Below are 13,717 nucleotides of genomic sequence, written 5' to 3'. Positions count from 1 at the left end.
ATCGCCCGAAGAACTCGCAACGTGAGCCCTCATTTTCCCCTAAGTCGGGGCAGGTACCATCGCGGCCAGGTACAGACAGAGTACCTCGTGCAATGGAGAAATCCGATGAAGACGTTCCTGATCACCACTTCGGCTCTCGTCTGCCTCATGGCAGCCCCCCTGGCGGCACAGGCCGCGACGCCGGCGCAGCAGCCGTCGCAATCCTCACAGCCTTCGATGGGCTCCGAGGCGCCCAAGCCCCAGAAGCATGCGACGGTCCGGCATCACACGGCCAAGAACCATACCCCTCGGCATCACACGGCGATGAACAAGAACAAGAACGCTAATCCGACTTCGACCGGATCGACTCGCTGAACCTGAAATTTCGACGCAAGGCTCCTTTCCGCGACACGCAGCGTTGCGGGACGGAAATGGCCTAGACCCCGAGCCGGCGATTGCGGAGCGAGGTCCCGGTGTTGTGCATCACCATCACGAAGCCTGCCTCGGCCGTGACGATGAGAGGGCGTTTCGTACTCTCTCGTCATGGCCGGGCGTGTCCCGTCCATTGATGGCGTGGATCCCCGGGACACCCCAGGATAATGTCCCGTAATCCTGATCGTAGACGCGTCGTGGCTCGCCTCGAATCGAGCCTTCAGCTCCGCGACCACTCCGTCGCCAGGACGATATGCGTCGTGGCGGTGGCAACGCCTTTGACGGCCGCGACGGCATCCCTGATCGTGTTGAGGGTCGCATTGGAATCGCAGGCGACCATGACCATCAGGTCGATGGCACCCGTCAGCGAGTGGCACGCCATGATCTCGGGAATTCCGGACAGGATGGGCACGATCTGCCGGCAGCGAAAGCCGGGCTCGAAGGTCACGGCGATCATGGCGTTCACGGCGGAATCCTGCACTGACGCAAGCTCCACCGTATAGCCCTTGATGACGCCCTCTCGCTCGAGGCGCCGCATCCTCTCCTGGGTCGCGCTGCGGGACAGACCGACCCGGCGAGCCAGGCCGACGAGGCTTTCCCTCGCGTTTGCCCGCAAGGCCCCAACGAGAATCCTGTCTTTGTCGTCGAGCATGATGCCTCATTAGATATGTCGACCGGCATTTAGCCGGTACCGCCGTCATCTTGTCGAGTGAAACCGGCCGAGCGTTCATGAAGATGAAGGCTCTGTTTCACAAGGAGCTTCCGATGCCGCTCGATCTCACGAACGCAATCCTTCTGCCCATCGACTTGCAGAAAGCCTTTGACGGCCCGTCCTGGCCGCGCCGCTGGAACCGGGCCGTCGATCCCAACGGGCTCCTGCTGCTCGACGCCTGGCGGAAGGCGGGGAAACCGCTTGTCCATGTCAGGCACGATTCCACCGAACCGGGCTCGACCCTCCGCCCCGGCCAGCCGGGCAACGGCTTTCGGGAGGGCTTCGGCCCGCGCGGCGACGAACCGCTCGTCACCAAGAGCGTGAACTCGGCCTTCATCGGCACCGATCTCGACCTGCGCCTCCGGCGGCTTGGAACCGACACCATCGTGGTCTTCGGCATTTCGACCGACATGTGCGTCTCAACCACGGTGCGCATGGGCGCCAATCTCGGCTACCGCATGGTCCTGGTCGAGGACGCCTGCGATTGTTTCGATCTGCCCGACGGCAGAGGCGGCACAGTTCCGGCGGAAACCGTCCATGCCGTTCATGTGGCGACTTTAGGCTTCGAATTCGCCGAGGTGCTCGCTACGCGGGATATTGTCGAGGCGCTCAAGCGTTCCGAAGCGGTCGCGGCCGCCTGAGGCACCCTTTCCTTCCCGACGGCGACCGGATCCCCGCTCTCATCCGGCCGCTCTCAGCCTACAGCATCGGACGCAAAACCGGTTCCCACTTTTGGGTCAGATGCTTTAGCCTTGCTCGGGAGCGGGCGGGGCTCCCGCGTCTCGGCACAATGGATGGCCTGGACCATGGCTTCGACGGCGGCGCCCCGTTCAAGGGCGCTTTCGCGCACCAGGGTCCGCCAAGTGAAGAAGCTGAGGGCAAGGTGCAGCATCGCGCGCTGTGTGGCGCTCAGCGTCTCGCCGAGCACGTCGTGATAGGCCGTCATGGAGGGTCCGAAGCGGAGCGCAGCGACTTCCCTCGTCAAGGGATGATATTCGGCATCGCGCAACACGCATGCGGCCATATCGGCGTTGCGCTCGTACCAGCCGTAGATCGCCGCAAGGCCTGCCCGGATCCGCTCGCCCTCATCCCTGATCGTGCGCCAAGCCCTGGCATCAGGGAGAGGGTCGCGCTCCAGCGCCAGCCCCGAACAGGCCATCATAAGACTGCGCTCATCCGGAAAATGCGCATAGAACGTGTGCCGCTGAACGCCCGCCCGCTCCGCCACCATGCTGACGGTGGTGAGCGCGGGACCGACGGTGCTGTGCATTTCCACCGCCGCTTCGACGATGCGCCGCCGGGTTTCCGCCTGCTGCTCCGCACGCCGTTTGAGAGTGTAAGTCCGCGCCATGACCTCTTTCGCTGCACAGGAATGTGCATTCATATTGACAGATGTTTCATTATTCACTACACACGTATGTACTCTCAAAACGAATAAAAGTCCATTGTTGCCCCGGTGGCCTGCAGGGGCCGACCAGATCATTGCACGGAGGAAGTCATGGAAACGAAGATCAGCGAAATCGCCAACGGCATCTACAGGCTCTCGACCTTCGTGCCGCAGATCGCCCCGCCGGCGGGCTTTACCTTCAATCAGTTTCTCATCCTGGGCGACGAGCCGCTCATGTTCCACACCGGCCTGCGGAAGATGTTCCCGCTGAACCGGGACGCAGTGAGCCGCATCATTCCTCTCGAGCGCCTGCGCTGGATCACCTGGGGTCACTACGAGGCCGACGAGTGCGGCGCGATGAACGAGTGGCTCGCGGTCTCCCCGCAGGCGCAGCTCGCCCACGGCTATACGGGCTGCAATGTGTCGGTGAACGACATGGCGGACCGTACGCCCCGCGAGCTGAAGGACGGCGAAGTGATCGATCTGGGTGGCGGAAAGCGGGTCCGCTACATCGACACCCCGCATACGCCGCACGGATGGGATGCGGGTGTAGTCTATGAGGAATCGACCGGCACCCTGCTGTGCGGCGACCTCTTCACCCAGCTCGGCGATGGACCGGCCCTGACCGATGGCGACATCGTCGGTCCGGCGATCGCGGGCGAGGATCTGTTCAAGTATTCCGGCCTCAGCCCCAATATGGGCGCGACGATCCGGGACCTCGCAAAGCTGTCGCCGCGCACGCTGGCGCTGATGCACGGCTCGTCCTTCTCGGGCGATTGCACGGCCGCGCTCCACGCGCTGGCGGACGATTACGACCGCCGCACGAGCGACTTCAGGGATGCGGTCATGGAAGGCAAGGTCGCCTAAGGCCAAGGCGCCCGGATCTCCCGGAGGGCGCCTCTCGAGTCGAGGCCTCGGAGCACCACCGGGGGAAGTCACGCGACGGGAAGTTTACATGGTCCGATTTGTTCTGCCGACCCTTCTATTACGTCTCTTGGCCACCCTCTTCTCAAGGAAAGCCCGCAAGACGGCCACGGCCGCGGCTCGCCCGGGGGACTGGCGAGCCGCGATCCTGGAAAAGCGGTGAGAGGGCGAGCCGTTCGTTGACGAAGGGCGGCCCAGACTGCGCCCGGGTGGGGCTCTCTCGAGCATTTTCGGCAAAGTGGGTCCGGTCCCCGAAAAAGGCGGCTCGCGCATCGTGCGGGCCCGGGGGCCGCGCCAGAGCATTGGACAAACAGGCGACTTGGCACGCCTGGGATCCTGGTACGCTTCGGATCGATGCCGCTCCCTTCGGCCCGACTCTCCCGACATGGCCGCACTTGGTTTACGGCCATCCACGTCTTTTGAGCGGAGGAACCATCAAGACGTGGATGCCCGGCTCAAGGCCGGGCATGATGAGGGAGGGCATGACGACCCATCTCATCCGTGCATGTTGCCGCCATGGCCCCACGCTGCGCTCTTTCCAAGACGGGAGCATCGGATCGATCCCAAAAGGACACGTCCACTTCCTGCGTTCGAGCCTTTCGGCCAAAGAAAGGGACTGATTCCATGTCGGTGGAATCAGCTCCAGAGCATCGGACGCCAAAGCCTGCACCGGTTCTGCGTGAAAAGATGCTTGAGACCATAGGCTTACAGCATCGGGGGCGGGTTCGATTTCACACCCGATGCTGTCGTCAAAGCCGCGCCTCGGCGATCACGACGGATCACCCCTTCGGGAGCATATCCTTCACGAGGCCGCTGGCCTTGGCGAAATCCATGCGCCCCGCGTACTTGGCCCGGAGGGCAGCCACGACCTTGCCCATATCCTTCATCGAGGCGGCGCCGGTCTCGGCAATGGCCGCCTCGATGGCGGCCTTCATCTCGGCCTCGTCCATCTGCTTGGGCAGATAGGAGGAGATCACCTCGACCTCGTTCTTTTCCTGTTGAGCCAGCTCGGTCCGACCACCCTGCTCGTACATGGTGATCGATTCCTGGCGCTGCTTCACCATTTTCTGCAGGAGGGCGAGGATGTCCTCGTCCGACAGCGGCTCCTTGCCTGCGCCGCGGGCCTCGATGTCCTTGTCCTTCAGGGCGGCCTGAATCAGGCGGATCGCGCCGAGCCGGCCCTTGTCCCCGGCCTTCATGGCCTCTTTCATGTCGGCGGTGAAACGTTCGCGCAGCATTGCGGATCTCCTTTGAATTTAAGGCGGCTCAAGCGTTGACGGAATGCGAACGGCCCCTTAAGTCACGGGAACAGTTCACGGCGGCCCAAGACGGGCCTGTTCAAGCACGGCCTGCTGGCCCCGGACTTACAAGAGATCATGACGATGCTGCAAGACAAAGACACGGCGGGTGGCTGGGAAGAGCCGCGCGCGACGGCCGTTCTCGTGCTCCAGGACGGCACGGTGCTGGAAGGCTTCGGCATCGGCGCAGAGGGCGAGGCCACCGGCGAGGTCTGCTTCAACACGGCCATGACCGGCTATCAGGAAATCCTGACGGACCCTTCCTATGCCGGGCAGATCATCACCTTCACCTTCCCGCATATCGGCAATGTCGGCACGAATGACGAGGATATCGAGAGCGTGAACGCCGCCTCGTCCTCCGGCGTGCGCGGCGTGGTGCTGGCCGCGACCATCACCGAGCCGTCCAACTGGCGCGCCTCCCGCGACCTGGATGCCTGGCTCAAAGCCCGTCAGATCGTCGGCCTGAGCGGCATCGACACCCGGGCGCTCACCGCCCTGATCCGCGACAAGGGCATGCCGAACGCCGTCATCGCCCATAGCCCGAACGGCATGTTCGACCTGGAAGCCCTCAAGGCCAAGGCCGCCGCCCTGCCCTCCATGGACGGACAGGATCTGGTCCCCCTGGTGACCAGCACCCAGCGGTTCGACTGGGAGGAGACGACCTGGACGAGGGGTGAAGGCTACGGAAATCAGCAGGCGGAACCGAAGCATCACGTCGTCGCCATCGATTACGGCGTGAAGCGCAACATCCTGCGCCTCCTGGCCCGCGCCGGCTGCAAGGTCACGGTGGTGCCCGCCACGGCGACGGCCGAGGACGTTCTGGCTCTGAAGCCCGACGGGGTGTTCCTCTCCAACGGCCCCGGCGACCCGGCGGCAACCGGCGAATATGCCGTGCCGGTCATCCAGAAGGTGCTGGACCAGAAGATCCCGACCTTCGGAATCTGCCTCGGGCACCAGATGCTGAGCCTGGCCGTCGGCGCCAGAACCAAAAAGATGCACCAGGGCCATCACGGCGCGAACCATCCGGTCAAGGACAAGACCACCGGCAAGGTCGAGATCACGTCCATGAACCACGGTTTCGCGGTGGACCCGGAGACCCTGCCGAAGAACGCGGTGGAGACCCACGTTTCCCTGTTCGACGGCTCGAATTGCGGCATCGCGCTGACCGATCGCCCGGCCTTCTCGGTGCAGTACCACCCGGAGGCCTCCCCGGGGCCGCAGGACAGCCACTACCTCTTCGATCGCTTCGTGAAGCTGATGGATGAGGGCAAGGCCGGGCAGTAATCGGCCACCCTCCCCTCCGAACGAACAGGCCATGCGCCGCTCCCACCCGGGGCGGCGCTTTTCTTTTCAACCGCCATCCTGTGCTTTTTGTCACTTTGCGCGCCGCCGCGACAAAGGCGAACGTTGCCCTTTGCGGCCAAATCGCGGTAACCAATGATTAACCATAACAACCAATGATTCCGGGCTTCCCTGGGGGTTTCTCCGATGGATTTCGATCACGATTCCGGCGAATTCAGCCGCTTGCACAATCTCTTCACCTTTCATCTCGGCGTGGCCGTCACGCTAGCCTGGCTGACGTCGCTGTATGCGGCGGCCTATGCCCCGTGGGTGCGCAACATCCGCCCGCTCCTCGATCCGTCGAATGTGGGACCGGCCGAAAGCACCTGGTCATATCTCTTCATCTTCCCCGTCGTGCTGACGACCGCATGGCTGATCTCGATTTTCGGCCAGAACATTCTCGCCCGGTTCCGTCTCCTGAAGAACCAGGCCATCGAATTCGGCATCGCGGCGGCCGTGGCGTTCGCCATGTTCTATCTCTCCATCGACCGCGCCGTCGCGGCGATGTTCCTCGGCATGTAGGACCGGGCATGTAGGACCGGGCATCTAGGGCCTGGCCTGAACGCCCCAGCTCGATCTTTCGCGTGGGCCATGCGTTCCCCTCCCGAACGAGAAGGGAGATCCGCATGGCTCAGGCAAAAGGATATGGCGACCCGAAGGGCTACAATGCGCCGCTCGGCACGGAGACATACGTCTTCCAAAGCAACGGCATCGTGCCGAATTCGCCTCTGCCGCTGATCGTCCGCCGCGGCGCCGTTTCGCCCGCCCAGGACAATCCGGCGAAAGCCTTCAAGGCCACCTTCGCCAAGAACGGCTGGACCAACGCCTGGATGGACACCATCCACGATTACCAACACTACCATCCGAATACCCATGAGGTGCTGGGCGTCGTCTCGGGATCCGCGTCCGTGCGCTTCGGCGGCGAGGATGGCGAACTCGTTGCCGTATCGGCAGGCGACGTCGTCGTCATCCCGGCCGGGGTGGCGCATGCGCTCATCAATGCGAGCGACGATTTCGCCGTGGTGGGCGCCTATCCGGACGGCCGCTCCTACGACACCATCCGGGACGATCCCGGAGCCCTGGCCTCCTCGCAGCAGCGGATCGGCCAGGTTCCGCTTCCCGATTCCGATCCCGTGGACGGCGCGGAGGGTCCGCTGGCGAAGCTGTGGTCCTGAACGTGATGACGCCAGCGTAAGCTTGGGTCCGGTGCTCCTTCCTAGAGGTGCGCCTCGTTCTTGCGAAAAACCGGATCCACTTTTTCGCACGATGCGCTAGAACTCGCCTCATGACGAACTGGCGAGACTACTGGAACCAGGACACACCGATCTATTCGGGCGGGCGGCACAAGCTTTTGCATTACAAGCTTGTGGCGAACGACATCATCGGGCTCATCCCCTCGCCCGATGCATCCGTGCTCGACTACGGCTGCGGCGAAGCCCTCTTTGCGGATCAGGTTGCGGCGAGGTGCGGCAGGCTTTTCCTGAGCGACGCCGCGCCGCTCGTGCGCGAGCGGCTGCAGGCGAAATTCGGCCGCAACGGGCGCGTCGCAATCCTGGCCCCCGAGGAAATCGCCGGTCTGGCGGATGAATCGCTCGATCTCGTGGTGGTGAATTCGCTGCTGCAGTACCTTTCTCTCGAAGACCTGCGCGCCCTTCTGAAGCTCTGGCGCGCGAAGCTGAAGCACGGGGGCAGGCTCGTCATTGCGGACGTCATCCCGCCCGACGTGAGCCCGCTCACCGACGCCAAGGCCCTTCTCGCCTTCGCCTGGCGGGGCGGCTTCCTGGCATCGGCCCTCAAGGGCCTCGCCCGTACGGCATTCTCCGACTACCGCCGGATCCGCGAGGAAATCGGCCTTGCCCAGTATGGCGAGGACGAGATGATCGACATTCTTCAGGATGCCGGCTTCAGGGCCGAGCGCGCCGCCCGCAATTTCGGCCACAACCAGGCACGGATGACCTTCATGGCATGGCCTGCCTGATTCTCCTCGCGGAGGCAGCGGCGCTCCTCGCGGGCGCCGATCCCGAAATGACCCGCCCGCCGGAACAAGCCCGACACGGCGATGGCGTCATGCGAAGGTCCAGGCCTTGTGGGCCAGGAAACTCCAGATCATGACGACGCCCGTGGTGACGATCTGCGCCGGCAGGTAGGGCCCTCCTACCCATTCCACCAGAATATGCATCGAAAACCACGTCAGAAGGAATCCGACCAAGGCAACCATCGCGAAACGCCAGGTCGCCTCCCGGTGCGGCCGGCTGCTCCGGTAGGTATGCCGGCGGTTCAGGCCATAGGACACCAATCCGCCCGCCACGTAGCCGGCGAGAGTCGCGGGCACGGGATGGCTCCCGCCCCCTTCGACGAGAAGGATGAGCAGGCCGTAATGCACCACGGCCGCCGCGAGCCCTACTCCGAAGAAGGCCGCGAACTGGCGGGACAGGCGGTGAAAGGAAGAAAGCGCGGTCACGCTCCCTCGTTAGCCTCTTTCGCAGACTTCGTCACTTCACCCCGCTGCAGGCTTCCGGCGATTTTGCGGACGATGGCGCGCGGAAGAAACTTGGAACCCAGGGCCCCGATCCAGTTGGTGCGACCCGGGATCACGATGGCTCTGCCGGCCTCGTAGCCGTCGACACCGATCCGCGCCACCTCTGCGGCCGACATGATGCTGGGCCTAAGAGCTCTGGAATATTCCACGTCGGCCGTTGCGGAGAACTCGCTCTCGGTCGATCCAGGGCACAGGGCTGTCACCGTCACGCCCCGGGCCTTCGCCTCCTCGTATAGGGCCTCGGAGAGGGAGAGCACATAGGCCTTCGTGGCATAATAAACCGCCATGTGAGGCCCTGCCTGAAAGGCCGAGGTCGAGGCCACGTTCAGGATGCCGCCTTGCCCGCGCTCCAGCATGCCGGGCAGCAGCAGACGGCAGAGGGCCGTCACGGCCGAGACGTTCAGGTCGATCATCGCCATCTGCCGCTCGAAGGGCAGCGTCGCGAAGTCTCCCCGCAGGCCGAATCCGGCATTGTTCACGAGCGTATGCGCCCGGATACCCTGATCGCGGAGCATCTCGGCGAGGTCCTGCGGAGCGCCCCTGTCCTCCAGGTCGAGAGCCATGACCTCCACAGGAACGCCGTGGTTTTTCTGGATCTCCTCGCCCAGGGCCTCCAGACGCTCATGCCGCCGGGCCGCGAGAACCAGGGCATAGCCTCTGGCCGCGAAGACCCGGGCCATTTCCGCCCCGATTCCGCTCGATGCCCCGGTGATGACGGCCCACCGCGGTTCGTCAGCCATGCTCGGCCTCCTTCAAGATTCGCCCGGTCGATCATGCCGCATGGGGAGACCTGTCGCCAAATCATAGGTCAGCATCGGACGTGAAAAGTGGATTCCACTTTTGGGATTTTAGCCGATGCTTCCTTCTTGGATGAGCGCATCGCTCAGGGCGGAAAACCGGGTCCACTTTTCCGCACGATGCGCTAAGGCCTTTGAATTTGCGGCGTGTGCGTGTAAGAGCCTCACTCAACCTTCAATCTGACACATCCCGGCTGCGCTTGAAGCGCCGCATCATGCGGCCGCGCGGCTGGACACGCCTGGGTGGCCCTATGCCGAAGCGGACAGACATCTCCTCCATTCTCATCATCGGCGCAGGACCGATCATTATCGGTCAGGCCTGCGAATTCGATTATTCCGGCACACAGGCCGTGAAGGCTCTCAAGGAGGAAGGCTACCGCGTCGTCCTGGTGAATTCGAACCCTGCGACGATCATGACCGACCCCGATCTCGCGGACGCCACCTACGTGGAGCCGATCACGCCCGAGATCGTGGCCAAGATCATCGAGAAGGAGCGCCCGGACGCGATCCTGCCCACCATGGGCGGCCAGACGGCGCTGAACTGCGCCCTGTCGCTGAAGAAGATGGGCGTGCTCGAGAAGTTCGACGTGGAGATGATCGGCGCGACGGCCGAGGCCATCGACAAGGCCGAGGACCGCCAGCTCTTCCGCGAGGCCATGACCAAGATCGGCCTCGACACCCCCAAATCCCGTCTCGCCAACGCCTCGGCCCTGAAGAAGGCGGACCGGGACGCCTATCTGGCCGAGCTCGCCCGCCTCGAAGCCCTCGACATGCATCCAGGCGACAAGAAGCGCGTGATCGCCGCCTACAAGCTCAAATGGGACGCGGGCGAGAACGACCGCCGCAAGCGCTATCAGGAGCACGCCATGGGCGAGGCTCTGCTGGCCTTGGCCGAGGTGGGACTGCCGGCCATCCTCCGCCCCTCCTTCACCATGGGGGGCACCGGCGGCGGCATCGCCTATAACCGCGAGGAATTCCTCGACATCGTCGAGCGCGGCCTCGACGCCTCCCCGACCAACGAGGTGCTGATCGAGGAAAGCGTGCTCGGCTGGAAGGAGTACGAGATGGAGGTCGTCCGCGACAAGGCGGACAACTGCATCATCATCTGCTCGATCGAGAATTTCGACCCGATGGGCGTCCACACGGGCGATTCGATCACGGTCGCGCCCGCGCTGACGCTCACCGACAAGGAATACCAGATCATGCGCGACGCCTCGCTGGCGGTTCTGCGCGAGATCGGCGTCGAGACCGGCGGCTCGAACGTTCAGTTCGCGATCAACCCCGAGAACGGGCGCATGATCGTGATCGAAATGAACCCGCGCGTGTCGCGCTCCTCGGCGCTGGCCTCCAAGGCCACGGGGTTCCCGATCGCCAAGGTCGCGGCGAAGCTCGCGGTGGGCTACACCCTCGACGAGATCGCCAACGACATCACGGGCGGTGCGACGCCGGCCTCCTTCGAGCCCACCATCGACTACGTGGTCACGAAGATCCCGCGCTTCGCCTTCGAGAAGTTCCCCGGCGCCGAGCCCACCCTCACCACGGCCATGAAGTCCGTGGGCGAGGCCATGGCCATCGGGCGCTCCTTCCCGGAGTCCCTGCAGAAGGCCCTGCGCTCCCTCGAAACCGGCCTCACCGGCCTCGACGAAATCGAGATCGAGGGCCTCGGCAAGGGCGACGACAGGAACGCCATCAAGGCGGCGCTGGGCACGCCGACCCCCGACCGCATCCTGAAGGTCGCCCAGGCGCTGCGCCTCGGCATCAGCCATGACGAGGTCTACGAATCCTGCAAGATCGACCGCTGGTTCCTGGAGCAGCTCCAGGACATCGTCGACATGGAAGCCAGGGTGAAGGCCCACGGTCTACCGAAGACCCCGGGCACCTTCCGCCAAGTCAAGGCTCTGGGCTTCTCCGATGCCCGCCTCGCGGTTCTGACCGGTGTGACCGAGACCGAGGTGCGCGAGGCGCGCCGGGCCCTGGGCGTGCGACCGGTCTTTAAGCGCATCGACACCTGCGCGGCGGAATTCGCCTCGCCCACGGCCTACATGTATTCGAGCTACACCGCCCCGTTCGCGGGCAATCCCGCCGACGAGGCCGATCCGTCCGACGCCAGGAAGGTCATCATCCTGGGCGGCGGCCCGAACCGCATCGGCCAGGGAATCGAGTTCGATTACTGCTGCTGCCATGCCTGCTTCGCGCTCAAGGACGCGGGCTACGAGACCATCATGATCAACTGCAACCCGGAGACGGTCTCGACCGACTACGACACCTCCGACCGGCTCTATTTCGAGCCGCTGACGCAGGAGGACGTGCTGGAGATCATCGAGACCGAGCGCTCCAGGGGCACCCTCCACGGCGTGATCGTGCAGTTCGGCGGCCAGACCCCGCTCAAGCTCGCCCATGCCCTGGAAGAGGCGGATGTGCGCATTCTCGGCACCTCGCCGGACGCCATCGATCTCGCCGAGGACCGGGACCGGTTCAAGCGCCTGCTGGACAAGCTGCATCTGAAGCAGCCCAAGAACGGCATCGCCTATTCCGTGGAGCAGGCTCGCCTGATCGCCGCCGATCTCGGCCTGCCCTTCGTCGTGCGCCCGTCCTACGTGCTCGGCGGCCGGGCCATGGCGATCATCCGCGACGAGGCCCAGTTCGAGGATTACCTGCTCGGCACCCTGCCCAGCCTGATCCCGTCGGACATCAAGGCGCGCTACCCCAACGACAAGACGGGCCAGATCAACACGGTCCTGGGCAAGAACCCGCTGCTCTTCGACCGCTACCTCTCGGACGCCATCGAGGTGGACGTGGATTGCCTCTGCGACGGCAAGGACGTCTTCATCGCGGGCATCATGGAGCATATCGAGGAGGCCGGCATCCACTCGGGCGATTCCGCCTGCTCGCTGCCGCCCCGCTCCCTCTCCGAGGAGATCATGGCCGAGCTGGAGCGCCAGACGAAGGCCCTCGCCCTTGGCCTCGACGTGGGCGGCCTGATGAACGTGCAGTACGCCATCAAGGACGGGACCATCTACGTGCTGGAGGTGAACCCCCGCGCCTCGCGCACGGTACCCTTCGTGGCCAAGGTCATCGGCGAGCCGATCGCCAAGATCGCGGCCCGCGTGATGGCGGGAGAGTCCCTCGGCACCTTCGCGCTCGCCCCGAAGGAACTGCCGCATATCGGCGTGAAGGAGGCCGTCTTCCCGTTCGCCCGCTTCCCGGGCGTGGACGTCCTGCTCGGGCCGGAAATGCGCTCGACGGGCGAGGTCATTGGTCTCGACCGCAGCTTCGGCGTGGCCTTCGCCAAGAGCCAGCTCGGGGCCGGCAGCCAGGTGCCGAAGACCGGAACCCTGTTCGTGTCGGTCCGCGATTCGGACAAGCCGCGCATTCTACCGGCGGTTCGAATGCTGGAAGAGGCCGGTTTCCAGATCCTCGCGACGGCCGGAACCCAGAAATATCTGGTGGAACAGGGCGTCAAGGCGAAGCGCATCAACAAGGTGCTGGAAGGCCGTCCCCACGTGGTCGACGCCATGAAGAACGGCGACATCCAGCTGGTCTTCAATACCACTGAAGGTGCAGGCGCTTTGTCAGATTCTCGCTCACTTCGACAGGCTGCCCTCTTGCATAAGATACCTTACTACACCACTCTTGCAGGAGCGATCGCTGCAGCCGAGGGCATCAAGGCCTATCTCGGCGGTGATCTCGAGGTTCGAGCGCTTCAGGATTATTTCGCCTGAGGCCCTCGGCCTGCACAATGGAACTGCGAAGCTTCTGGTAAGTTTTCGTTGACTTGCGAGGGCGCTGGAAACAGCGGCCTCGTACCTCTTTTTGGACGAGACAAACGATGGACAAGGTCCCTCTGACGATCAAGGGTTTCGCGGCGCTGGAGGAAGAACTCCGGCAGCGGCAACAGGTCGAGCGCCCCCGCATCATCCAGGCGATTGCGGAAGCGCGCGCGCTCGGTGACTTGTCGGAAAATGCCGAGTACCATGCCGCCAAGGAAGCCCAATCCCTCAACGAGGGCCGCATCCTGGAGCTGGAGAGCCTGATTGCCCGTGCGGAAGTCATCGATATCTCCAAGCTCTCGGGCGAACGGATCAAGTTCGGTGCGACCGTGAAGCTGGTGGATGAAGACACCGAGGAAGAGAAGACGTACCAGATCGTGGGCGAGCCCGAGGCCGACGTCCGCTCCGGCCGCGTCTCGGTGGCCTCCCCGATCGCCCGCGCCCTGATGGGCAAGACCATCGGCGACACGGTGGAAGTGTCGACTCCCGGAGGCGGCAAATCCTACGAAGTCGTCGGCGTTCGGTTCAGCGTCTGATC

At 64.1% G+C, this 13,717-nt stretch carries 14 protein-coding genes; 9 read left to right on the top strand and 5 right to left on the bottom strand.

From position 1 onward, the window contains the following. Nucleotides 1–105: 105 nt before the first annotated feature. Nucleotides 106–354, top strand: a complete 249-nt coding sequence (locus AB8841_RS14750; RefSeq protein ID WP_370436586.1) for a hypothetical protein — start codon at nucleotides 106–108, stop codon at nucleotides 352–354. A gap of 277 nt (nucleotides 355–631) precedes the next feature. On the opposite strand, the gene AB8841_RS14745 is transcribed toward AB8841_RS14750, so the two are convergent. Continuing rightward, nucleotides 632–1,063 carry an Lrp/AsnC family transcriptional regulator gene (locus AB8841_RS14745; RefSeq protein ID WP_370436585.1) on the bottom strand — a complete coding sequence of 144 codons (432 nt, stop codon included), beginning with the start codon at nucleotides 1,061–1,063 and terminating at the stop codon, nucleotides 632–634. Between the two features lie 113 nt (nucleotides 1,064–1,176). On the opposite strand from AB8841_RS14745, the gene AB8841_RS14740 reads away from it, so the two are divergent. Further along, the gene (locus tag AB8841_RS14740; protein ID WP_370436584.1) at nucleotides 1,177–1,764 is read left to right on the top strand and encodes a cysteine hydrolase family protein; all 588 of its coding nucleotides are present in this window, start codon (nucleotides 1,177–1,179) and stop codon (nucleotides 1,762–1,764) included. Nucleotides 1,765–1,817: 53 nt separating this feature from the next. Here AB8841_RS14740 and AB8841_RS14735 read toward each other — a convergent pair whose 3' ends face one another. Then, nucleotides 1,818–2,474: a TetR/AcrR family transcriptional regulator gene (locus tag AB8841_RS14735; RefSeq protein WP_370436583.1), complete on the bottom strand. Its 657-nt coding sequence runs from the start codon at nucleotides 2,472–2,474 to the stop codon at nucleotides 1,818–1,820. A 147-nt stretch (nucleotides 2,475–2,621) separates the two neighbouring features. Here AB8841_RS14735 and AB8841_RS14730 point away from each other — a divergent pair, with 147 nt between their 5' ends. Further along, the gene (locus AB8841_RS14730; RefSeq protein WP_370436582.1) at nucleotides 2,622–3,377 is read left to right on the top strand and encodes an MBL fold metallo-hydrolase; all 756 of its coding nucleotides are present in this window, start codon (nucleotides 2,622–2,624) and stop codon (nucleotides 3,375–3,377) included. Nucleotides 3,378–4,213: 836 nt separating this feature from the next. On the opposite strand, the gene AB8841_RS14725 is transcribed toward AB8841_RS14730, so the two are convergent. Next, nucleotides 4,214–4,672, bottom strand: a complete 459-nt coding sequence (locus AB8841_RS14725) for a GatB/YqeY domain-containing protein (RefSeq protein WP_370436581.1) — start codon at nucleotides 4,670–4,672, stop codon at nucleotides 4,214–4,216. 144 nt (nucleotides 4,673–4,816) lie between these two features. Here AB8841_RS14725 and carA point away from each other — a divergent pair, with 144 nt between their 5' ends. From carA to AB8841_RS14705, 4 genes are all read left to right on the top strand, one after another. Continuing rightward, the gene (carA, locus tag AB8841_RS14720; RefSeq protein ID WP_370436580.1) at nucleotides 4,817–6,016 is read left to right on the top strand and encodes a glutamine-hydrolyzing carbamoyl-phosphate synthase small subunit; all 1,200 of its coding nucleotides are present in this window, start codon (nucleotides 4,817–4,819) and stop codon (nucleotides 6,014–6,016) included. A gap of 204 nt (nucleotides 6,017–6,220) precedes the next feature. Beyond that, entirely contained in the window at nucleotides 6,221–6,595 is a 375-nt protein-coding gene (locus AB8841_RS14715; protein WP_370436579.1) for a hypothetical protein, read from the top strand. A 104-nt stretch (nucleotides 6,596–6,699) separates the two neighbouring features. Next, nucleotides 6,700–7,248 carry a cupin domain-containing protein gene (locus AB8841_RS14710; protein ID WP_370436578.1) on the top strand — a complete coding sequence of 183 codons (549 nt, stop codon included), beginning with the start codon at nucleotides 6,700–6,702 and terminating at the stop codon, nucleotides 7,246–7,248. A 110-nt stretch (nucleotides 7,249–7,358) separates the two neighbouring features. Beyond that, on the top strand, nucleotides 7,359–8,051 hold the full coding sequence (locus AB8841_RS14705; RefSeq protein ID WP_370436577.1) for a class I SAM-dependent methyltransferase: 693 nt from the start codon (nucleotides 7,359–7,361) through the stop codon (nucleotides 8,049–8,051). An 87-nt stretch (nucleotides 8,052–8,138) separates the two neighbouring features. On the opposite strand, the gene AB8841_RS14700 is transcribed toward AB8841_RS14705, so the two are convergent. Both AB8841_RS14700 and AB8841_RS14695 read right to left on the bottom strand, forming a co-directional pair. After that, nucleotides 8,139–8,534, bottom strand: a complete 396-nt coding sequence (locus tag AB8841_RS14700; RefSeq protein ID WP_370436576.1) for a GtrA family protein — start codon at nucleotides 8,532–8,534, stop codon at nucleotides 8,139–8,141. Next, nucleotides 8,531–9,352, bottom strand: coding sequence for an SDR family NAD(P)-dependent oxidoreductase (locus tag AB8841_RS14695; protein ID WP_370436575.1), 822 nt, complete (start codon nucleotides 9,350–9,352; stop codon nucleotides 8,531–8,533). Before AB8841_RS14695 ends, AB8841_RS14700 begins: the two co-directional genes overlap by 4 nt. A gap of 308 nt (nucleotides 9,353–9,660) precedes the next feature. Here AB8841_RS14695 and carB point away from each other — a divergent pair, with 308 nt between their 5' ends. Both carB and greA read left to right on the top strand, forming a co-directional pair. Continuing rightward, complete coding sequence (carB, locus tag AB8841_RS14690) at nucleotides 9,661–13,131, top strand: carbamoyl-phosphate synthase large subunit (protein WP_370436574.1); 3,471 nt, start codon at nucleotides 9,661–9,663, stop codon at nucleotides 13,129–13,131. 107 nt (nucleotides 13,132–13,238) lie between these two features. Further along, nucleotides 13,239–13,715, top strand: a complete 477-nt coding sequence (gene greA / locus AB8841_RS14685; protein ID WP_370436573.1) for a transcription elongation factor GreA — start codon at nucleotides 13,239–13,241, stop codon at nucleotides 13,713–13,715. Nucleotides 13,716–13,717 lie beyond the last annotated feature (2 nt).

The organism is Microvirga sp. TS319 (assembly GCF_041276405.1).
GTDB lineage: Bacteria > Pseudomonadota > Alphaproteobacteria > Rhizobiales > Beijerinckiaceae > Microvirga.
Note: the sequence above shows the minus strand (reverse complement) of the source record. Positions and strands in the feature narration are given on the sequence as shown.